The organism is Terrimonas alba, assembly GCF_042434975.1.
Lineage (GTDB): Bacteria > Bacteroidota > Bacteroidia > Chitinophagales > Chitinophagaceae > Terrimonas_B > Terrimonas_B alba.
Genome location: NZ_JBHMQM010000003.1, coordinates 333,208 through 355,676 on the forward strand (window position 1 = coordinate 333,208; position 22,469 = coordinate 355,676).

Here is a 22,469-nt window from a genome sequence, read left to right on the forward strand (position 1 = left end):
CTTGTGGCGGGAGGGGTTTTTTATTTATTCAGCGATAAGAATAATTTTACAAGGAGTGACATCAATGCCAAGCCTTCCGGTAAGATTTCTCTACGCCCGGATGAACGCGAGATTCTCTATTTAGCGTCCCTTGCTCCCTGCGGCCACAATACACAACCCTGGTTGGTAAATTATATTGCCCCTTATCATTGGATTATTGGTAACGACAAAAGCAAATGGCTTCCTGCTGTAGATCCGGCCCAAAGAGAAACAATTTTGTCCATTGGTGCATTTATGCAGAACCTTGAGTATGCAGCCAGTCATTTTGGGTATGCCTGTCGATGGAATATTATTGCAGCTAACCCTGAGGAAAAAAATATTGCAGAAATAAAACTTATAAAAACCGGATCAGTGCCGGGCTATAATATTGAAAAAATTAAGCTCCGCAGAACCCTTCGGTCGGGTTATAGTAATGATGTATTGAAAAAAGCAGATCTTAATTATCTGACAAATGAAGACACTGATCTTTTTCATTATTTTCCGAATACTGCAAAAGAATATCAATGGTTGAATGAACAAACTATTGAAGCCAACAATACAAGCTTATCGTGACAATGCACAAAAGGAATCAGCGGAATGGATTCGTTTTTCCAGCAGGGATGCGGAAAAATACTGCGACGGTCTTACTACGGCCAGCATGGAAATAGAGGGAATGAGCGGATGGGTGATTCGTAATTTTTTTGGAAAAGCAAGCGTGATGAAAAAACGGTTTCGTGACAAAGCATTGACAATGTAAAAAAACAAGTTTCGCATACCGCTGGCTGGCTGATCATTACAAGCAAAAGCAATTCGATTACTGATCTTCTCGAATCCGGCCAACGTATGCAACGGCTCTTTTTAAAAGTACGGGATAAAGGAATTGCGCTTCACCCCATGACTCAAATTCTTGAAGAGGGACAAACAAATGAAACCATCAATTAACCGGCATCAGCAATAAAATACAATTTCTGTTATGAACGGGATATGTAAAAAATTATCCTAATCCGGTTTCGCTAAGAAGGCCGGTTGACTGGTTTGTAAAATTATCGAAACACTTTTTTGTTTTAGCAGAGAAGAGTCTTTCTGTTAAAACCGGAACCGGCTTTAAAAGTACCAGGCAGGCAAAAAAATAAATGACTTATTTCATAGTGCTGTTTCCTTTATTATAAATACAGAAGCGGCTGTTTTAACCCTAAGGTGCTTGTTTTCCTCCGCTATCCGCTCATTTCAGCCTGCCGGTTAAACACCCCTGTATAAAGAGATTTTTTTAGATAGCCGCTTCTGTAATGATCGCTCTGCCGGCGTTTCAAACCGGCGGTATGTTCGCATCATGATAGTGAGTGAAAACAAGTTCACCCCGGCAATATGGCCTAGTTGGCTGCAAGCCCGGTAGCGCCAGCCGGTAATCCTGGTACAGTCTGAATAGGCCCTAAACTACTGGTTGCTGATACAGTAAATGCGCTGATGCTATGTCCACCGGCATTAAGAACATACAAAAATTTTGAGTTGGTGGTTAGTGCGGCGTCAATAGGACCGGCAGGTGTAGTAGCAGCGATGGCATCGCGGAGATCTATATCGCCCGAAAATGGATTCACGTCAAATGACGTAAGGTTATTACTGCCGGTATTGGTTGTATAAGCATAGATACCGTCATTTGTTAGCACTACCCAACAGGCTGCACTTTGTCCCGCGCCTACCGATCCATCTACAAGAGAAATTTCACCCGTAGGCCGTATGCGATACGATGAAAGTACACTGGCCCCCGGCGTCCCACCTACTGCTTCCGAGACAAAGATGAGACCCCCTTTTCCGGTTGCAAATCCAAACGGCGTTGGGCTCGATGAGATTTTGGTATGTATGTCTCCCGGGATGCCCCAGTCATTCACGGTATAAGTCGTGATCGTGTTGGTAGCTTTCTCCGTTATCACCAGTACTTTGCCACCGCGGACAAAAGAAATTTGCGCAGGGCCGGTTGGTGCGGCTACACTCAGGGGCCGGGTAGAGTTTGCAATGGGATGAAGTTTTCCGTTGTTAAGCAGTTTGAATCCCGAAATGTTTCCATTACCTCCGGCATTTAATACAAATACCAGGTCGTCATGTACGGTAACGCTAACAGGCTGCATACCGCCGGAGCTGACTGTTGATTTCAGATTGAGCCCGTTGCCTGTCACCTTCAGCGATGATAAAGTGTTGCTGCCTGCATTAACTGCCAATACTATCTTGCCATCCTTCGTTAGCGCGACTGCCCCCTGGTTTCCCAGGCCGCCTCCTGTACCGTTGCCACCGGCAAAGAAGGACGATAAAAAACTGAGCTGCCCGTTAACAGCACGGCGATACATCAATGCCTTATTGCCATCGGCCTGGTTGCTCAGCGTATAAACGTACCCGGGTCCGTTTTCATGTTTTTTCCCGTTTGAGCCAAGGACGGCGGTTGCATCGCTTTCGGTTTCTTCGGACAGGTTATTTGTTTCGGGAACAAGACGGCCATCTTTACGGCAAGCGGCAAACAACAGTGAAAAAATTAATGTAGCTCCAATAAGTCTTTTTATCTGTTTCATAACGTAGTTTTTACAATTGGTTAAAAAATTTTACTGCAGGATGTAGTTATTCTGCCCGGTTAATTACCGGGTTAATCATCGTCACTAAATACAAGGGGGTGTTAGTTAAAAAATTTAGTTATGCCCAGCCTTATGCCTGAACTTTTCATGGGCATGGAGCCGACACCCATGCCTTTTAATGGAATTTGTAGGTACGGTTCTATACGTACATGATCCGATTTGCCAATTTTAAATTCGTAGCCTGCACTGAAATCAAGCGTTGCCGCTGCAGTTCTTGATCTGTTCTTATATGAGCTTATCATGGATTGCTGCACGCCGTTCATGGCAACGAGGTAATTATTTTTTTCATTCGTATTTATAAAAGAGCTAAGCCCGGCAGTAGAGAAAAAATGATGATTTGATTGCTGCAAAAAATCATACTTCACTCTTAAAGGAATTTCCAGTAACACATTTTTTCCTTCGAGACTAAGAATTTCCATTCCTTGTGGCATAGAGCCGCCTACCTTATCCATGCTGAAATATTTTCCCACGCTGAAATAAGGTTTTTTGGCAAACAGCACTCCTGATTCAACTGACCAGCGATGATTCAACTTATAGCCGGCAACAAAGCCAGCGCTAAAGCCGGCTTTTTTTAAACCCTGGTTTTTTACTTCGTCAAATAGCGGACCAGCTACGACGCCTGCATATAGTCCTTTTGGCTGAAATAATTTCCCTCTTCTTAAAATGGCTTCAGTAGGTGGTTGCTCTTTCAGTACAGACAATTTTTTACTCTTCGATAATGAGTAGTGTTCAACTAATTCTCTGTTGCTTATAAAGCTGATATGAGTATAAGCATAGAAAATCCTATTACCCCCTGCAGTTTTATAAAAAGAGCTTTTTGATGGTTGGTTATTTGTTCCGGTTATTAATTCATCATTCTTATGCAATAGTGATTTGTTTTTGATGACTATAACCTTATTTTTCGCCATTGTGACAGAAAAAGGAGCCTGCAGTGTTGGCTGAATCTGTTCTTTATTTTCCCTGCTACGTTCGCTCAATTCGTTTTGCCTTGAAGTAGAAACAGCAGATTTTTTTTCTGCCAGCGGATCAGGGAATTGACTTGGTCCACTTTTTTTCAAAGAACGGTTGATGATGCCGTCTGCAAACAAAAGAGATAGGAAGATTAAAAACAGGCTTGTATATTTTACGATAACATTTCTCTTCCGGAGGGCGTGTTTCCAGGTAATACTTGTAGGCGGGGGTGTAACCTTTTCCCATTCGCCTTCATTTATCTTCAACGGATAATGTTCAGCAGCTTTTCGAAGCAATTCATCCATATGTTGGTTTAAATCCTGCATAGCTTTTCCTCCTCCATTTTTTTGAGGCTTTTCTGCAATAAGAGTCTTGCTTTTGAAAGATTTGATTTGGATGTGCCAACAGCAATATTCATCAAGTCAGCAATTTCGCTGTGACTGTAACCATCAATGACATACAGGTTAAACACTGCACGATACGCCGGTGGTAATTCTTTAATAAGTATGATAAGGTCTTTATAAAGTAGCAACTGATCTGCTTCCCGGTTGCTGTCTGGTATATCCCAAACCCACTCGGGAATGCCTCCAATTTCGGGCAGCATATTCCCCTTTCTTAGTTCATCAATCGCCACATTGATCATGATCCTTTTAATCCATCCCATCCAGATTTTTTCTATATCATCATCATTACCATTATCAGTTCGAAATTTTGATATGCCGGCAAATAGTTTCATAAAACCATCATTCACTATATCTACAGCTCTTTCGTATCGGTAAATATACCTGAACACAATCCTGAGTGCAAAGCCCCGATATTGCTCATAAAGCATCCGCTGATGTTTTTGATCATTAGCTACACATCCCTTTATGAGTTGCCTGATATTTTCCAAAATCAGCTCGCCGGTTTTATGATCAGGTAATGGTTGATAAATCTCCTCGGTTCAGGATAAAAATCAGTAGCGCCTTCGGTTTTCCCGTTCCTATTTGCTACCTAAATATACATACGGAAAAAAAGAAAAAAGGTTGTAAGCAGCATTAAACAATCAACAGCGGGATGATTGGTTAAGCGCCAGAATCGACAATAATACAGGGCGAAAGTGTTGAGTAGCTCCTCCAAAAAAATTTTAGAACTCCATTAAAATTTCTGTAGTTATTTCCCTGTTTTCAGGGGGATGATCTGATTACCCGCTGGATAAAAAACGGATTAAGTTGTTTTTTTCTAAAAAAATCGTACTACAAAGTACAAGTTATGTTACAACTGTAAAGCAGGCTCCGCAATTTTTCTTTCTTCTTTTGCCGGTCGCCTTACCATAGATTTTTTTCTTCGCCACCACCAAATCAAAAAGCCGGTGAAGGGAAGCGAAGCAGCAAACAGGCTTGCGAGAAAATAAATGATCTTGCTGCCGATTCCCAATATGCGGATGCTCTGTCAAAAGATCACCAACCATTTTTCAATATATTACCCAATAAAAAAAGGCTGTCTTTTGAAAGCCAGCCTTCTACCCATTTTTTTTTACCTATTTATTCACTACCAAGATGCCTTTCGCAGCACCAACGGGCTTATTGATTTAATTGTTGAAGTAAAGTGCTTATAATTTCACATTCAAGGTAATACGGTAGGAAGCGCCTTTACCTTTAGTATAACTATCATTGAAGGCACCATACTGCGAACGTGCCGTGAAATAATTTTCATTCAGCAAATTTTCTACACCCAGGTTAACAGCAGTATTTTGACCCAGGTTATAGCCAATAGATGTGCTGAATAAGTTGTAAGCTTTAACCGGCGCTTTGTAAGGATCGTATGATCCGCTGCTGTTTTTTGCAAAGCGGTCACGGTTCATAACGCCGGTGTATTGAAGCAGCACATTTAATTTACCGGGCAATACGGCATAATCAATATGACCGGCCAATTTTGGAGCAGCTATACGTTGGCCCGGCAGATATTCATCACTATTGTCATAAAACTTTCCGTTATTATCGGCATCAATTCTACCTTCTACGTAAGTATAAGCAAGACCTGCCTCAAGATGTTTGGTTACCTGCATATCGGCAGCCAATTCAAAACCATAAATCCGTTCAGGTGCTCTAACCACCGCGAACGCACCATTTTGATAAACACTGTTTGCACCCAGGCTTGATTTGCTAATATAGCCGGTGGCTTCAAAGCGCAGGTTTCTGATCTTGCTTACAAAGCCTGCCTCGTAATTATCTATAACAACTGCTTCAGTATTGATTTTTGCAATATCATCCACTCTCGCCGACCTGAGCACTAAGCCAATGTCAGATACACTGAAGCCTTGTGAAAAACTGATATAAGGAGAAAAATAGTCGGTCATTGTATAGCGAAGGCCGGCATTAAATACTACAGTGTTGTACTTGAGATTGCCACCCTTTACATTCATTGATGGTGTAACTATACCTGTGGTTGTGTTTTTTGTTGGCAACGTGGCGTAATCATCCACTCCAATATTTACTTTTTCATAACGAACACCACCTTTTACAATCAATTTGTCGAAAAGTGTAAACTTCATTTGTACAAAAGGTGCCAGGTTAAACATATCCATCTCCGGAACCCAAACACGCCCGTCAACCAGAGGCTGAGAAGTTATGTCCCTTTGCGCATCAAGGCCATAGGTAAAATTGGCATCGAGCTTATTGAAAGTAAGCGGCGTATTCAGTGCCAGCCTTGCCCCGCTCTTTTTTGACAAAATGCGTGATACGCCGCCTCCTTCAAACACTTCAGAATAGAAAAACACATTGTCAACGCTCTGGCAGTAAATATCAGCATCATAACGTGTATTGGCAATACCGGTTTGTCCGGAGAATTGTACACCAAGATTATGGTTACCACGTACACCCTGCGGAACTCCTTTGCTTTCGCCTAATTGAGCTGATGTTTTTACGCCATTTTTGTAATCGCCGTTTATAGTAAGGTAATTTGTAGTTTGGCGACTGCTGTAAAAATTGTACGAAGCCTGTACCTTATGTTTGCTATTGATATCGTAGCCAATTTTTGCAAAAGCATTGTAAGAATCTGTTTCGCCCAATCCATATACGGGAGGTAACACGTCACCATCTGCATCTTTTAACTCACCGGTTTGTTCATACACACCACTTACTACGTAATTAAACTTTCCTTTATCGCCATACAACATCTGGCTGATTCGTCCACCCATGCTGTTTGCATTTTTCACAAGCGAACCTGTTGTGCCCACTGAAGTTTGGCTATTGATCAATTTTGTTGTTTTTGCATTGCGGGTAAAGTAGTTAATCAGCCCTCCTGCCGCACCATTGCCATAAATAGCAGTAGCCCCTTTTACTACTTCCACTCTTTCAATTACCGCAGGGTCGAGTGCACGAAGATCCATGGCACCGTTACGCAATGGTGTGGTCTGTGGTACACCATCTACCATAATAAGTAAACTTCTGCCGCGGAGTGTTTGACCAAAATTGCTGCTTAAACCTGTGCTTGGCGCAAGACCCGAAACCCTGTTCTCCAGAATGTCGCCCAGGTTGGTTGTTACAGTAATATTTTTTTCGATGGTCTTTGTGCCAATAATTGAAACAGACGAGGGCACTTCGTCGATAGTTTCACGGGTACGCCCGGCTGAAACAATTACTTCGGTTAATTGTTTTTCAGAAGGAATCAGTTGCAGCGAAACGATTACCGTTTGACCGGCTTCTACTTTTATAGACTGCAGCATTGTCTCATACCCGATTAATGATGCCTCTACGTCATAATTGCCCGGGTCAATATTTTCAAAAGAGAATTCACCAATTTCATTAGTGAGTACGGCCTTCTTTGATCTTTTTAATTGCACCGTTGCTGCCACAGCAGGCTTGTTATCGCTGGTGGTTATCGTTCCTTTAATGGTTCCTGTATTTTCCGTCCCATTCTTTGCAAACAATGGGGAAGCGTAGAGCATAAGCAAACTGAGAAAAAAGACAATCCTTGTCATTTTGGTATTCTAATTTTTGTTTTTCTGATTTTTGAACCGCGAATGTCTTTTAGCAAAAAATAAAAGGGCTTAGGAATCGGGAAATGATTTTACGGGAAAAGGAAAAACCGATTTTTGATGACGGAGTTATTGTCCTGTTTTCCGCATTTGAGCCACTCAGACTAAAGTTTCACCTCAAAAGCAAGCAGGAGCTGTTGTTGCTCGAAGGTTTTGGCCATGATGAGCCGGATGGAATTTCTTGATACCTGTAGTTAGGTGGTGACTGTAAATATCGACAGCATGATTTGTACCGCCTTTTCCGCACTCAGGTTCAGGTTCTTTTCATGTAACTGCCTTTCGAGTTCTTTATAGAGTTTATAACTGCAAAACGCAATGATAAGATGAGCCTTTATTCTATGTTCAAGACGGTGATAGATTGGCTGGATCGAAAGTGCCGGCTATACCTGCCAATATAGCATTTTTCCAGTTGATTTAATTTTTCATGATTGTCTTTATTTGAATGCCAATAACTCAATTAACCGGCGCAGCCGCTGGAAAGTCAATCGGTATATTTGTGATTTTATGCAGAAAGTTGGTAATTGTTTTATCGCCCACTGCCACAATAGTGTCAATCAGATTTTCATTATTGTACCCAGCTGCATAGAATGTATTCAATACATCATCTGAAATCTTTCCCCTGTTTTCAATTATTGCTTTAAGTAAAAGGAGCTATTGCTGCCGGTAACAGTTATGATGAAGAACTTGACCTGCATGAGCATGCCATACTTATACAATGCGATATAGTAAAATAAAATGACAATAAGTTTTCTAAAATATTATTTAACTACAGCAATGCCATGAAAAAGATAATCAATTAGGAATTATCATGATGGCGCTTGCCGCAACTATTCCGGTTACCGCGCAGGAAAAAAGTGGTAAGTTATTTTTTACCACTGCTTTTGGACTGATCAATCCACCCTGGCATTCAGTTCAAGAGTAGAAATAGCACTTAAGCACAATTGGTTTGGTCAGCTCCTATTTGATTTTAATGCATTAAAATACGATCAGCAATTCAGGGATGCCAGCTCTCCATTTCTGTTTCAGAATACCAATAGCTCTTTGTTACTATTGGGATTAAATGGAGGTAAAAATATTCCTATGAAAAGCCCCAAATGGTTTATTTCATTTTATGGCGGAGGTGGTTACCTCAACATTGGTGAGCCAAGAGTAACGATTGATAATACTTCCAATATAGCCAAGCAAGAGGTAGCCCGGGAAAGCGATATCTTTGGGAGGGCCGGAGGCAAGCTTGCTTATAGAACAAAATCCAACTTTTTTCAAACCCTTTATCTGGATATATCGTATTGGGCTTCTCCTGCCAATGTTCAGGGAGGTAATGTAAATGGCTTCTCATTTTATATAGGGACCCGGTTTGGCACTGTTCAATAAATCATTATTAACAATTAAAAAAAACCGGGGCTGTTTACAATACAACAGTTGAAAATTATTGCCATTTAGTTTGTTTTGTAAATATGGTAACTTTATAGTCCCGTTTTTGAAATTCCATAATCCTCCTGTATTACTCCTTAGTAACCCTCTTATGAACTACTACAATTTATTTAAAACGAAGTATATCCTCAGATCCTCTTTTAAACCTTATCACACAAATCCTCCCCTGAAGGCTTCTGATTTCAGGAATATTTTATAACATAAATTAAAAAGGAGGAACGGTTTTTATGAATGACATGACACAGGTTGACTGGTACATTGAGGGCGTCGAGTTCAGTAATTGTAACTGCGACTATGCTTGTCCTTGCCAGTTCGAATCACGCCGCCCTACGCACGGAAACTGCCAGGGCTTTGCGGCCGTTCGGATCGATAAAGGCCACTTTGGAGACGTGGAACTCGATGGCCTTTGCGCCGCCCTCCTCTATGCTTGGCCAGGACCGATCTACGAGGGCAACGGCGAGTGTCAGGCAGTCATTGATGAGCGGGCAGACAGCAGGCAACGGGACGCTCTGGCCACCATCCTATACGGTGGTGAGACTAATGAAGGGGCGACTCACTGGTGGGTCTATAGTATGATGTCCAGTACAGTCCATCCGCCGCTCTTCAAACCCATCGGGTTTGACGTCAATATCGAGCGCAGAACGGCAGATATCGTGATGCCTGGGGTGCTGGAGTCCACGGCCCATCCGATCCAAAGTCCTTCGACGGGGGCTGAACATCGCGTCCGCATCAACCTCCCGAATGGAATCGAGTTCGACCTCGCGGAGATCGGCAGCGGTACTACGAAGACGATGTCCTCCATCGCCCTCGACCTCAAGGACACCTATTGTCATTTCACTCTTCTGCGCCAGTCAGGCAAGGGTGCGGTTCACCCGCGATAGGATTCGTCCCTTTCTGGACTCAGGCCTTATTACTGGTCACCAATATGGATAAAGTCAAAACAGTTATGATTTTAGTTTCTTCTTTCCAACGTGTTTGAATAGAGAGGAACTAAAAATGTACACCTTACAGGGTTCCAGGTTGAACCCTGTTGATCCGGTATGATGACGCATTATCCCTTTAATATTTGCCTTTAATAGTTGTAAATTTGGATTAATGCCAATATTGACAGTCACATAACCACTTAAATGAATTAATTATGAACGACATTCCAAACTGGTGGATGAAAGGTGATTGGTTTGATGTATGCAGTTGCAATATACCTTGCCCTTGCGGCTTTGCTCAGGCGCCCACCAACAACCACTGTGAAGGAGTATTAGCCTATCACATTCGTGAAGGAAAGTATGGCAATGTGAAGCTTGAAGGGCTCAATGTGGTGGCATTAGGAACATTTGATGGTAATTTATGGGCTAAAGAAAGTCTTGCCACGCTCGGTATTTTAATAGACGAACGTGCCAGTGAAGAGCAGCGTGAAGCCTTACAAAAAGTCTTCTCCGGACAATCAGGCGGATGGATGGGAGAATTTGCCCAACTTGTAGGCGAAGTACGTGGTCTCGAGTTCGTCCCTATCGAATTTAAATTGGATGGTGACCTTGCTAAATGGAGTACTGAAATTCCCGGCAAAGTGAAAGCAATGGGCGAAGCCCTTACAGGTCCTACTACGCCTGAAGGCCAAAGAGTGCAGGTTCACAACGCTTCCGGGTCAGAAGTGGGGCCAGGGCAAATTATGACATTGGGAAAAGCAGCAGCACACGAAGTGGATGTCTTTGGTTTTAAATGGAGTTGGGCCGGCAAATCAAGTAAACACATTCCGTTTGACTGGACTGGTCCTAATATGCAATAAACTCAAAACGGATTTTGGTCTAACATTCTTTTTCAATTTGAATAAAGGGACCAGTGTGCCCTTGCTCAACGGCAATCGAAGTAATTGCTTATTATTATTCACACAAGAATGTTTATTCCCAACAAAAGAAAGGCACTTCCAAAAGACTGACTGATTAAACATTTTAGCATTACCATGAAAGCAAATCCATTGGTATCTGTTTTAAAAAAAGACCGGTTTATTGTACTGACTGCACTTTCTCTTATCTGTATTTTGTCATGGCTCTACATCATTTATCTATACAACCAAATGTACCCGATGAACATGGATGCTCTTTTCTTTGCCATGCCCATGACAGCAAAGTGGAGTTGGACAGATTTTGTGTTATTGTTTTTAATGTGGTTTGTGATGATGATTGCCATGATGACGCCTTCTGTTACGCCCCTTGTTATCATTTTTACCCTGATTAACCGCAAACGCCGGCAACAGCAGAATCCTTATGTCCCTTCCGGTTACCTGTTAGGTGGTTATTTTCTTGTGTGGGCAGTGTTTAGTTTATTCGCCACATTTCTGCAATGGTTGCTGCAGCGGGTTGCTTTACTAAATCCGGAAATGGTAACCACCAGCAAGGTGCTCGGTGGTGTTATTCTCATAACAGCGGGGACTTTCCAGTTTACCCCTCTAAAAAATACCTGCTTACATAATTGCCGTTCACCTATGGGTTTTATTCATCAATACTGGAAAGATGGCAAAAACGGAGCCCTTCGCATGGGAATACAGAACGGTATTTACTGCCTGGGTTGTTGCTGGATATTAATGATCCTGCTTTTTGTTTCGGGCATTATGAATATACTTTGGATTGCCATTATAACCTTATTTGTATTGATCGAAAAAGTTTTGCCATCAGTAAAAGTCATTTCCTTCATTGCAGGTTTTGCACTCTTCGCCTATGGTATTATTATTTTACTGAAATAAACTGTGGTAAAGAACCTTAACAAAATAAGTATAAGGCAGTCCAAACAGACTCCGCCAGGTGTCGGTCAACAAACAATAACCAAAAGCCCCCATTAACGTCTTTTAATGCCGGGCTTCTTTATGGGGGCTTTCGGCTATTGCTCTTAATGTTGTACGCTCGGGTCTTCTTATTATTCTATCTTTTTTGCTTCACTTTTTTTCTCCTGTATCCAATAAAGTCCTTCTACTTTTCCATTTTTGATTATAAATTCAATTGTAGTAGGAATGCATTTTATCATAGGCAGGCAAGTAGAATAGTGTTTGAGATTGTGCAAACAATGGTATATGCATGCCTGTCTTATTTGAAAGGTCGCAGTATAATCTATCGCCTTCCTTGTAAATTCTTAACGAGCCAGCAGGAGATCCTGTTGTAGCTGCATAAGCGTAAGTGCCGATATAACTTTCCAATATCTGGTCGTCGATTCTTAAATCTTTATACGAGGTTTCAAAAGATTTTCCAATGATTAAATCAGCAATAGACCAGTGCTGAAAATCACTGGCTGTGCTTTCCCGGTGTTGATGGCATTAGCCAAATCAGTCATAGGCATTAATTGAGCATCCGGCCAGGGCTCATTTGAGCTGGTTTGTCCAAAACTTTTCAACGACGTTATTATTAAGCCATAAGGAGGTAAATCTCGGATACTTTGGATATGTCCAACATCGCATGAAGAATATTGAAAGCGGTTCAAGCTTACCTATACTTGAAGATGGCCTTGGAAATTCAAATAATGAGAAAGTGATTGGCTTTTCCAGGCAGTTTAACGATTTACTTTCCGAATGGCAAAGGAAGGGTTTTAATTTAGATAAAGCGACTGTTAATTTTATCGTCTATTGGAAAGATGAAGAAAGAAAGACGGAAGTAAAAATATTGTTACCTCAGCTCTTGTTGAGAATATAATACATTGAAGCAGTCTCTTTGAGATAATATAATTCCTTTTCAATTTTTACAAGGAGGTATTCTGCCGTTGAATTTTAAAATGGTTCCCTTCACAACAAACCTGGCCTGTTGATTAATAGCAACCTTATTGAATTTCTTTCTTATTTAAAAGCTTGTTTCTTAGATTCAACAAATGACTTCAAATACACTTCCGGGACATAATGATGTTTAACAGGATCACTCATTCAAAATATTTGTATGATTATCGTCTTATGGAAGCGTGTCAATTACCTCTCCTGGAAATACCCTGCATCGACTTTCCTGCAAATTTGTTCTTGGTGCCATCTCACCTGCACGATTTGATCTGCTTTGAAACAATGTATAAGAACTGAAATCGAACAAGGTCTCCAAATGAAAGTAAATGAATTTTCGGTATACCTCCTTGAATATTTATCATCTGGAAGCAGTATAATTCCCGAGGCTTCGCCATTGGATTTAATGGCCGCCGTTATTATTTTGTGAGTATGGTATTTGGGTTGCCTTCATTAAAATGAATAAACAATAAAAGACAAGTTAATAGCATGTAAAAACTAATAACTGGTTAAAGAGTATGTATGATGGGCTCCTTTAATCAAAGAAAGGCACTTTCACTTGTTCGAGCCAATCAGCACGCAAACCTTTATCCGTACGGCCTAAACCTACCTATTCGCTCTAGAAAAGCAATTCCTCTAAAGTTTAAAGCCTAAATAAGTCTTCATGGGTGTAAAGGTTAAAAGCGTCTTATTTGGCGCGTATACCATACCTAGTGAAAACACTTATTTATTTGAAAAAGAAAGCAGGATAACAACTATAAATTTACCGACTTGACCAATTGTCCTGAATTTTACATGCATGTAGACAAGTTGTTAGAATAAACTCCGTGCAATTACCTGGTACATTTCCGTCAATTATATTCTACACCAATCCTCACTAAATATTTACAGCAATTAGGTAAAACCGGCTATTTTTTCAGGGGACTAATACTGGTTTCTTTGTGCCGCTGATTGATATCCGTATCCTGTGAAGACGCCAATTTGCACCGTACCTGTTCATTTCAAACCTTAAACCTTTTCTTATGGAAAAATGTGTCACCTCTCTTCCGGGTGCCATCCAACCCGACAGTGCAGAACTCTTCACTCTGGTGAATCAACTCGCCGAAACCTTTATGAACAAAGCGGCTCACCGGAAAATTTGCCTGGTCAATGAAATCCCCGTTCACTTGCACGTAAAAACGGATTTACAGATGACTACCTCGATCCTAAATGGCCTTCTTGCCTCTCTTGTTTCCCACGCAATGGATACCAGTATCCGCTTGTCAGCGAAAAGATATGGCAATGTTATTTTATTACAGGCCAGAGACACCGGTAGCCTGAATGCAATGGCCGTAGAAAGCCACTTACAGGTATTACAACCGATGGCAGAAAAATTAAAAGGTTCTATCGCCATAACCAGCCAGCGGAAAAATACCACCACCATCACCTTTGGTTTCCCTAACCTGGCTGCGTGAATGGGATTGCTTTTCAAAACGGGCATTCATTTACAAAATATACTATTGTGATACATCCGGCGTTTAGATATTATTCCATTAATGATCCAATATCTATGAACAAAGGTGTCATCAAATACCCAATTGCTCTTTTTTTAGCAGACGATCACAAATTAATTACTGATGCCTGGACAGCTATCTTCAATGCCGATAGCCGTTTTGGCGTAGCTGGCGCTACCAATGATTCAGCACAGGCACTCCCATTAATAACACAATGCCATCCGGATATTGTTTTACTCGATATCAGTATGACACCCATAGACGGATACGAGCTTACTCAGGCCATCAAAGAATACCACCCCCATATACAGGTTATTGCAGTTTCTTATTTTGACATGCCGGCCACTTACATCAAAATGGTGAAAGCCGGGGCAAGTGGCTATGTTACCAAAACCTCTTCTATTGAAGAGTTAAAAGAAGCAATTGTTACTGTGCATCTGGGAGATGAATATACCTGTTCCGAAATCAATCAAAGTATTGTCCGGCAAACGCTGAGGCCGGATGACATAACAGAGGCTATAAAATCCCTTACCTCCAAACAGCTATCAATAATAGACTATCTGAGAAAAGGATTCTCCTCCAAAGAAATTGCCGGCTTCACCGGTATCAGCAGTCGAACAGTAGAAATTCACCGATCCAATATCATGAAGAAGCTGGGATTAAAAAATATCGCAGCCCTGATCAATGAAATAAATGTACGGGGTATTTAACAACTTAAAGTATTACCAGTAACGCTGCAAAATCTGGTGGCTATGTATTTGGTCCTTGCCTGGTACACCAAAGTATATATCAATAAAAAATCCATTAGTGGATAAGACCAATGGTTTTTTCTGACTTTGGTTTTTCGAAACGTTAGCTCTCCATTGCCTGCCCAAATTCATTGCAGGCTTTGTACCCCAGAGTTGTTGCTAATTTTAAAAAATGCAACTCCTAACAAAAATACCATTTCATGAAAAAAAATTAAAATAATAACCATCGGGCCAATGTGCAAGCAGGCCGTGAAAGTTTGGGATGGCAGGTCGTTGGGTATTTCAGGCCGGTGTTTCCACTCCGAAATGGGACTTTTGATGGAAGAACGTGGTTAACGGATTCTCTTGAGATTAAATGGTGGCTGTTTCTTACAAATCCCTGGCAAACTCATTAAGTATCTGGCCAGCGACTCAGGATAAATTTCTTTTCGGTAAGTAGTCATAAAAAAAGGAAGGCCCAATGACATATATGCTGAACCTTCCTTTCGCTGATACATTTTTATAGTATCATTATCTGATAAACCACAAAGATCAAACCATATTTATTTAAGCAAAGAGTTTATTTGCGGAGCGTCGAAAAATTATACAACGGAAGGGTCAGTATTGCACCCACCTGTTCAAGATCACTCGTAAGGACAATTGTTTCAAAGCTCCTTCCATTCAAGCAAAAGGAGTTTGTTACTAATTGTTTAAAAGCAATTACCGCCTTATAATGGTTCTTTCCTTTCTTGTTTGGGCACATCACATGTTTGTGACAGGGATGAATCCTTTTCTTGAATCTGTATTGTTTTATTAACATTGTTGATTGCTATACCCTCTGCAATCAAAGCATTCAACTGGCTGGCGACTTTATGGCGTGGGGGTTTACGATTTACGCCGGCTATGATGTTTGCCATCGGTTTCGTAAGCTTATTTATCAGTGGCGGACTTACAGGAATTTTTATCGGGAATGCTCCCATTGATATTCATGTACATGATACTTATTTTATTGTCGCACATTTTCACCTCGTAATGGGGTTGCTGCTTTTTTTGGAATGTTTGCGGGAATTTATCATTGGTTCCCGAAAATGTTTGGCCGCTATATGAATGACACCCTTGCCTATATTCATTTTTGGGTCACTTTGCCATGTGCCTATCTAATTTTCTGGCCAATGAACTATATGGGTCTTGCCGGCGTACCTCGTCGTTATCTTGATTTCAGTCTTTGGAATTCGTTTAATCAATTCGCTGAGCTTAATAAAATGATTTCCGTAGTCACCATCATAGTATTTGCCGTGAATTTATTATTTGTTGTAAATTTCTTTTATTCCATCTTCAAAGGAAGAAAAATCACTACTATCAATCCATGGACCGCTAATATGCTTGAATGGACAACACCTCTTATACCTGACCATGGCAACTGGACAGGCGAAATACTAGAAGTATATCGCTGGGCTTATGATTATAATAATAACGAAAGGGATTTTACTCCACAGACGGAACCGCTTCATGCCAGCGAAAGCGGGCTCGGAGAAGATAATTCAAAGCGTATAAAAAAATAAAATACAAAAAAAACGCCCACTTTTTTATAACCGCTTTTTCGTCGGATTATAGACACAAATTTCCTTGCCACGCAACGACGCTTTGATTTTCCGAAATAAATATATTTGATTTAAGTTGTGTGCAAGCTCTGAAAATTTCAAGTTTAATAGTCGTTTGGTCTCGCCTTATTTGAAAGAAAAGTAGCATAAAACTGCAAAGCCGGAGATTTCGTAGAGCAGTCTCTCCTCCCCGGTACCCAACATTAAGGGAAACGCTGTGGTGGATACAAAAAGCAAAATATTGACAATCTCTAATCAAACGGAGGAAGAATTGGAAAACCGAATGCCAGGACGCCCATGTCCTTTCTTTCAGAATGAGGAACGCAATGGAAGTCCGTACTCAAGGTAAAGTTTGAGGGGGTTTCTTCAATGAAAACATTTCTATTAACTGCATCGGGCAGCATTGTCTTTAGCAGTTCGGCGATTAATTCCCGCAGAGCTGGTTGAGAGGTACGGGCAAAAGTTATGGAATGATGTTTCATGGGATAAACAATTAGGTATGAATAATTTATGCTCACTATTTTCCGGCCTGTGCCAGATGGCTCTTTGCCAGGCATTTGGTCGTCCGTCGTGTTAAGAAACCACAGATTGATTTCATAAAATAAATAGGACACGGATCTTTTGTTTCACTCCTGCTTTATGGATAAAAACCGAAAGTCAGTGACGTGATGGTACTCTGGTGCCTTGTGAAGCCAATAGTGCCCCTGTTTTTTTCAGCAAGTCGCTGCAATTGCTGAAGCTGGCCCTGGATAGCATGCGGACTGAAACCGTGGGCGTTTTTTACATGCACTAAAACAACATTACCATACAATTTCGCAGATAGCCAGATGCAACTATCTTTTGCATTTGAAACTATTGTTGAAAGCAAGCCGCCCAATACAGATGTAATTACAGGCGACTCCTTTTTCAACGGGAGGTGGTCAGGAATGTCATTAACAAAAAAACTTCTGTTAATGCTGGCTTTGGGTAAAAGGGTGTTGATCAGCCGGTCAACTACATCATTAAGTTTATTGACCTGCGTTGGTTTCGGACTTTCCATTGGATGAGTTTTAAAGGGTTAAATAATTTCCTTTGCCGGGGTACGGATTAAAACCTTTCAATGGGACGAATCAATTTTCCTGGGAGTATGGATTTTTATTTGCTTGCTGATACAAAGAAACGACCAGTACTGGCCGAAAAAAATAGAACAACTTATCTATCCGGGGTAATAGATTTTAATAAAAACCTGTAGAATTTTGTTTACGGAAAACTACAGAGTACATTTACTCTTCAATGTGATAGTAGAGAAAGGTGCATTGAATTGAAAGCAGGAGATAATAAAAGATATAGCCAATGACTGATTACACTGCATAATTTTAAGGCGACGGGCAAAGACCTATGATTTAAAAATCCCGAAATTCCGGCCATTCAAGGTTTTCTCTTCAAAAGTGACTGAACCATTGTAATTAGAATAGGAGCAATCATGGCTCGGTTTAAACAGGCTTGCTATCACCATAGCTATACCAACAAACAGAAGATTTTGCTTTTTGCTGTTCCTCTTTGACATTTAGTCAAGTTTACTTTTTCAGTATGAATGAGGGAAATATTGATTTTTTACCGATCCATCATCAAACAAATCCAGAATAGCGTAACCGGGAGGTGTTTCCTTATAATAATATTTACCTGCCGATTCTTTATCACCTTCGCCCCACCAGAACCCGCACATAGAGCCATTACAAAAATATTTTACACCGTTATAATCAGCATTGTCCAGCAAATGAATATGCCCGCTTAAACAATTAATTTTTTTATCCCGGTGTTTATAGAAGAGGTCGGTGAGGAAAGAAGAGTCCGTATGATTACCACCTACTACATGGGTGCATACGGCCAGAATAGGATAGTGACTTAAACAAATAACCGGCATTCCTGCAGGCAGAGCTTTCAGCTCTTTTTCCAGCCATTTTCGTTGTTCTTCATCCAATGATCCGGCGTTTTTATTGTTGCTGTCCAGAACTATAAAATGCCAGTTCTTTTTGCTAAAACTATAGAAGCGACCAGGGATTCCTAATTGCTTTACTACATAACTTTTACCGTACATAACATCCTGTTTATCCGGAGCAGCCCACCACATATCATGATTACCCAGACAACTATGTACTTCAAACTTATTTATACACTGTGTAGTTTCATGCCATATCCGCCACAATTCATTTACTCTTTCGCGGGTAATATCGTTATAATCAGCCGCGAATATTGTATCACCTCCATTGAGGAAAAAATCGACCTGGTGATTTTTAATTTCTTCAAGGCATTTTACAAACCGGACAGGTGCATTTTCTTCAGGCCGGATATGCACATCGGTGATATGCGCTATGCGTAAAACTCTTTTTCTTTTGACTGCTTGTTCTGAAGCAGATGCAACAACGCCCTGACCGCCTAATGCAACAACCCCTGCTGTTGTACCAATCTGTTTTAATAACTCTCTTCTTTTCATAATAATCCCTTTAAAAATAACTTATTAGCCATATTTTTTCTTTCTGTTATTATGATACTGGTTGGGGAAATTTTTTTTTATTTTCCTACAACATATCGATTCATAAAATGATCAGCCTTCAATTCAGTATCATCTTATTTTTTTCTTTGTCGTTTTTCTATGTTAAAAACATTACTCAAATATTTGGATGATCCAAATTTTGAGAAATCTCCCGGGAGGAGTTACTTTAATTTGGCATTACCCGGGGACAAGTCCACCCATCGATTCAGGAGATTATGCGGACTTTCAAGCACTATTTTATAGATGCCTGTTGCTTGATCGTTTACGGGTATAATAGCCTTACCTTTTTTTAACTGCACAGTATTGATTAGTTTATAGTGTTCCTTACCGCCATTTTTATAATCATTGGTGACCGTCAGCCATATTTTTGCTTTTCCTTTTTTTTCTGCGGCTTTCCAGCTAAGGATAATATTCCCGTTGTCGTACCGGGCCTGTGCGGCTGTAGCTGATAATTTTCCGGTTAATGGAATACCATCTATCTCCATCTGCTGATCGCGGGGAATTGTAATATCCAAAAACGAAGCGAGAGAAGGCATGATGTCCACAATAGCAGCTTGTCCGCTGCGAAAATATGGATTCAAACCCGTCGCATTTGTCACTATCCAGGTGGTACGTTCACGGTCAGATTGGCCACCATGCCCTTTGCCAGTGGCTGCATCCCGGCCATGATCGGTAGTTATATAGATCTGCCACTCTTCATCAAAATATTTCATGCGATATTGAATAGCTTGCCAAACAAGACCCACCTGCCTATCCATTATTTCCACAGCATCATAAAACTGTTTGCTGTCACCATAGCGATGACCCATATCATCAGTATATTCCAAATACACCCAGGAAAGATCAGGGCTTTCTTTTTGAATGCATTCCGCTGCCTTTTTTGCAACTGCTTCATCTATCCTGTTCATGAATTTTCTTTCCTGGTCGTGCGGATAGTTTACTGTATCCAATTCCAGACCATCAAAATGGTAATCGACGTCGATATGGCCCGTAGCTGTCAACCCCTCTCCCACCAGTTTGGTACGATTATCCAACCAACTTGAAAATACAGCTGTTTTACTCCCCGGCGACTGTGTTTTAAGCATGCGAAAAATAGTTGGATAGTGATAGTTAGGTGCTTTGATATCATTGTCCCAAACATTATGCTTATTCACCCAGGTACCCGTTAGCAAACAGTTGTAACCCACGGCAGAGATAGTAGGCGTTTGCGAATAGCCATTCTTTTCGCCACCTACATACACACGGGCATAGCCACCTACGCTGGCAATACTGTCCAGAACAGGTGTTTTTAATTTTTCAATTACATCCGCAGGAATGCCATCGGCAATGATAAATACAGCTTTCTTTTTGGTTTGAGAAAATAATTGCAGGTTGATGCAAACTGCTATCACGAGTACACTAATCCTTTGCATAAATTTTTAAAATCTTTTTTTGATGCTATTATCAGGTAACGAGCTGTTTCGCCTTCTTATAAAAAACAGGGAAGCACATAATTGACACGGCCTCCCTGTAAACTCAAACTAACTGCTCATTTTATTGTTTTTAATCCCAGCCAAATGATTGCGGCCCAAGATTTGGATTTAAGGTGATTTGATTGAAGGGAATAGGACGGTAATAATATTTCGGATCAATAAATTGCCGGGGCTTGTTATCAGTAACAATAGCGCCGCCGCTATTACCATTTTTCAGATAGACGGTAACGCCACTTTCCCCAAAATTGCCCGCTTTATAATAAAATATACCTCCCTGTGGATTAGGAGACGGAATAGAACTATTCTTATCGATTAAACCAATATCAGGAACACCATCCCCTGTAAGATCATAGTTGCCTAATCCGGGGAAATACATTCCCTCCGGTGTTTTTTCTAATTCTTTGCCCGCATGCCATCTCATCAGGTCATCAAAACGATAGCCTTCCGCGGCAAACTCTACTCTTCTTTCACGGCGAATCTCCAGTATCACTCCTTTATTAGCTCCGGATACATCCGGATATTTTGTCGCTAATACCGGATCAACATTTCCATTAGCCCATCCCAAATTAAGTGGGGTTGTTATGCCAGCCCTGCTTCTTAAAAGGTTGACAGATTTATCCAGGTCCGCCTGGGTCAACATTTCAAGTTCGGCCAAAGCTTCTGCGTAAATCAATAACACTTCTGCAAACCGATAAGCAGGGAAGTCAACACTATTGGTCACTTTTGTATCGGTCGTATTGATATAACCTTTCAATTGGTGATATGCCGTAAAGTTTTTATTGAATCGCAGAACATAAGCTGTGGTAGCCGGAGCAAGTATGATTCCGGGATACATCAGTGTTTTGGATAAACGCGGATCTCTGTTTTGAAATTCCTGCACGTAACCAAATGTTTCATAACCTGGCTGATCGGTGAAGCGGCTGCCATCCTTCATCAAATATGTTTGCACAAGGTCGCGGGCCGGGGATTGCTCATAATTATTAATAACTCCATTATTACCACCATTTCGATTCAGATCCTGGTCGTATATGTTAGCTAAAATAATTTCTTTGTTCCCTGCGAGGCTGGCACTGTTAAACAGAGCGGCGTAATCGCTATGTAACTGGAATTTACCTGATACAATGATCTCATCAGCTACCTGTGCTGCTTTTTGCAAAAAATTATTAGCCGTGCTTTGCAAATTCAATTCAGGATGATATTTCCGGTAACTGCCTTCATATAATGCTGTTCTCGCATACACCAATTTTACTACCCACTTACCGGGTGTACCAACGGGTACAGATTCCATCACATGTGCAGAAGCAAATTCCAGGTCAGCCATTACACTGTCCATAACAAGTGACCTTGAGTCACGGGCCTTGTATAAATCCGCCGTATCGCCCGGGTTAAGTGCACGGGAATACCAGGGCACATCTGAAAATCTTTTTACCTTATCTAAATAAAACTCCGCCCTGTAATACCGGGCCAGTCCTGCATAATGGTCTTTCACTTCCTGCGATACAGGAGCCTGGAGATAATTTTGCAGGAAATAATTAATATTCCGGAGGCGACCCCAGCTCCATCCACCGGTAATGTTCTGCGCATTAGGAGTGCCCGTCATCATCGATTTTATTTCCTGTGCGCCGGTAGTAGCTTTATCATCCGTATTCTGATCGCTTACATAAGCATCCCTGCCGGGTAATGAAATCAACCCATTAATGTATATTGACAGATCCTCTTCCGATTTAAAAAACAAATCGGGCGGAATAGCTGTTTGCGGAAAACGATCCATAAAGTTTTTTTTGCAGGATGCAGCCGTTATCAGCATCATGCAACAGATTAATATATAAATAGTATTATTTTTCATTTTCTGATTTTTAAC

At 41.0% G+C, this 22,469-nt stretch carries 18 protein-coding genes and 1 pseudogene; 10 read left to right on the top strand and 9 right to left on the bottom strand.

Annotated elements, in window-relative coordinates; genetic code table 11:
* Positions 1-3: 3 nt before the first annotated feature.
* A complete protein-coding gene (locus ACFEL9_RS10445; protein WP_385889318.1) occupies positions 4-591 on the top strand; it encodes a nitroreductase family protein in 588 nt (195 codons plus the stop codon).
* The gene (locus ACFEL9_RS10450) at positions 551-775 is read left to right on the top strand and encodes a hypothetical protein (RefSeq protein WP_385889320.1); all 225 of its coding nucleotides are present in this window, start codon (positions 551-553) and stop codon (positions 773-775) included. Before ACFEL9_RS10445 ends, ACFEL9_RS10450 begins: the two co-directional genes overlap by 41 nt.
* A 613-nt stretch (positions 776-1,388) precedes the next feature.
* Here ACFEL9_RS10450 and ACFEL9_RS10455 read toward each other — a convergent pair.
* From ACFEL9_RS10455 to ACFEL9_RS10470, 4 genes are all read right to left on the bottom strand, one after another.
* Entirely contained in the window at positions 1,389-2,576 is a 1,188-nt protein-coding gene (locus ACFEL9_RS10455; protein WP_385889322.1) for a lactonase family protein, read from the bottom strand.
* Between the two features lie 101 nt (positions 2,577-2,677).
* The gene (locus tag ACFEL9_RS10460; protein ID WP_385889325.1) at positions 2,678-3,892 is read right to left on the bottom strand and encodes an outer membrane beta-barrel protein; all 1,215 of its coding nucleotides are present in this window, start codon (positions 3,890-3,892) and stop codon (positions 2,678-2,680) included.
* Positions 3,893-3,900: 8 nt separating this feature from the next.
* A complete protein-coding gene (locus ACFEL9_RS10465) occupies positions 3,901-4,419 on the bottom strand; it encodes an RNA polymerase sigma factor (protein WP_385889328.1) in 519 nt (172 codons plus the stop codon).
* A 759-nt stretch (positions 4,420-5,178) separates the two neighbouring features.
* Entirely contained in the window at positions 5,179-7,548 is a 2,370-nt protein-coding gene (locus tag ACFEL9_RS10470) for a TonB-dependent receptor (RefSeq protein WP_385889331.1), read from the bottom strand.
* Between the two features lie 1,137 nt (positions 7,549-8,685).
* Between ACFEL9_RS10470 and ACFEL9_RS10475 the strand changes: the two genes are divergently transcribed.
* The 8 genes and pseudogenes from ACFEL9_RS10475 to ACFEL9_RS10510 all read left to right on the top strand — a co-directional run.
* Positions 8,686-8,976, top strand: coding sequence for a hypothetical protein (locus ACFEL9_RS10475; RefSeq protein WP_385889332.1), 291 nt, complete (start codon positions 8,686-8,688; stop codon positions 8,974-8,976).
* A gap of 287 nt (positions 8,977-9,263) precedes the next feature.
* Positions 9,264-9,917: a DUF1326 domain-containing protein gene (locus ACFEL9_RS10480; RefSeq protein WP_385889335.1), complete on the top strand. Its 654-nt coding sequence runs from the start codon at positions 9,264-9,266 to the stop codon at positions 9,915-9,917.
* 257 nt (positions 9,918-10,174) lie between these two features.
* Entirely contained in the window at positions 10,175-10,819 is a 645-nt protein-coding gene (locus ACFEL9_RS10485) for a DUF1326 domain-containing protein (RefSeq protein ID WP_385889338.1), read from the top strand.
* 174 nt (positions 10,820-10,993) lie between these two features.
* Positions 10,994-11,773 carry a DUF2182 domain-containing protein gene (locus tag ACFEL9_RS10490; RefSeq protein ID WP_385889340.1) on the top strand — a complete coding sequence of 260 codons (780 nt, stop codon included), beginning with the start codon at positions 10,994-10,996 and terminating at the stop codon, positions 11,771-11,773.
* Between the two features lie 703 nt (positions 11,774-12,476).
* Positions 12,477-12,710 (top strand): hypothetical protein, encoded by a 234-nt coding sequence (locus ACFEL9_RS10495; protein WP_385889343.1) that lies wholly within the window; start codon positions 12,477-12,479, stop codon positions 12,708-12,710.
* A gap of 1,093 nt (positions 12,711-13,803) precedes the next feature.
* Positions 13,804-14,235, top strand: a complete 432-nt coding sequence (locus tag ACFEL9_RS10500) for an ATP-binding protein (RefSeq protein WP_385889345.1) — start codon at positions 13,804-13,806, stop codon at positions 14,233-14,235.
* On the top strand, positions 14,232-14,984 hold the full coding sequence (locus ACFEL9_RS10505; protein ID WP_385889348.1) for a response regulator: 753 nt from the start codon (positions 14,232-14,234) through the stop codon (positions 14,982-14,984). Before ACFEL9_RS10500 ends, ACFEL9_RS10505 begins: the two co-directional genes overlap by 4 nt.
* A 748-nt stretch (positions 14,985-15,732) precedes the next feature.
* Positions 15,733-16,564 (top strand): annotated as a pseudogene (locus tag ACFEL9_RS10510) (cytochrome c oxidase subunit I); the annotation flags it as partial.
* 290 nt (positions 16,565-16,854) lie between these two features.
* Here ACFEL9_RS10510 and ACFEL9_RS10515 read toward each other — a convergent pair.
* The 5 genes from ACFEL9_RS10515 to ACFEL9_RS10535 form a co-directional block, all read right to left on the bottom strand.
* On the bottom strand, positions 16,855-17,085 hold the full coding sequence (locus tag ACFEL9_RS10515; protein WP_385889351.1) for a hypothetical protein: 231 nt from the start codon (positions 17,083-17,085) through the stop codon (positions 16,855-16,857).
* A 155-nt stretch (positions 17,086-17,240) separates the two neighbouring features.
* Positions 17,241-17,642 carry a hypothetical protein gene (locus tag ACFEL9_RS10520; protein ID WP_385889353.1) on the bottom strand — a complete coding sequence of 134 codons (402 nt, stop codon included), beginning with the start codon at positions 17,640-17,642 and terminating at the stop codon, positions 17,241-17,243.
* Positions 17,643-18,167: 525 nt separating this feature from the next.
* The gene (locus ACFEL9_RS10525; RefSeq protein ID WP_385889356.1) at positions 18,168-19,076 is read right to left on the bottom strand and encodes a metallophosphoesterase family protein; all 909 of its coding nucleotides are present in this window, start codon (positions 19,074-19,076) and stop codon (positions 18,168-18,170) included.
* A gap of 221 nt (positions 19,077-19,297) precedes the next feature.
* Entirely contained in the window at positions 19,298-20,548 is a 1,251-nt protein-coding gene (locus tag ACFEL9_RS10530; RefSeq protein WP_385889358.1) for an alkaline phosphatase family protein, read from the bottom strand.
* A gap of 130 nt (positions 20,549-20,678) precedes the next feature.
* Positions 20,679-22,454 (bottom strand): RagB/SusD family nutrient uptake outer membrane protein, encoded by a 1,776-nt coding sequence (locus ACFEL9_RS10535; RefSeq protein ID WP_385889361.1) that lies wholly within the window; start codon positions 22,452-22,454, stop codon positions 20,679-20,681.
* Positions 22,455-22,469: the final 15 nt, after the last annotated feature.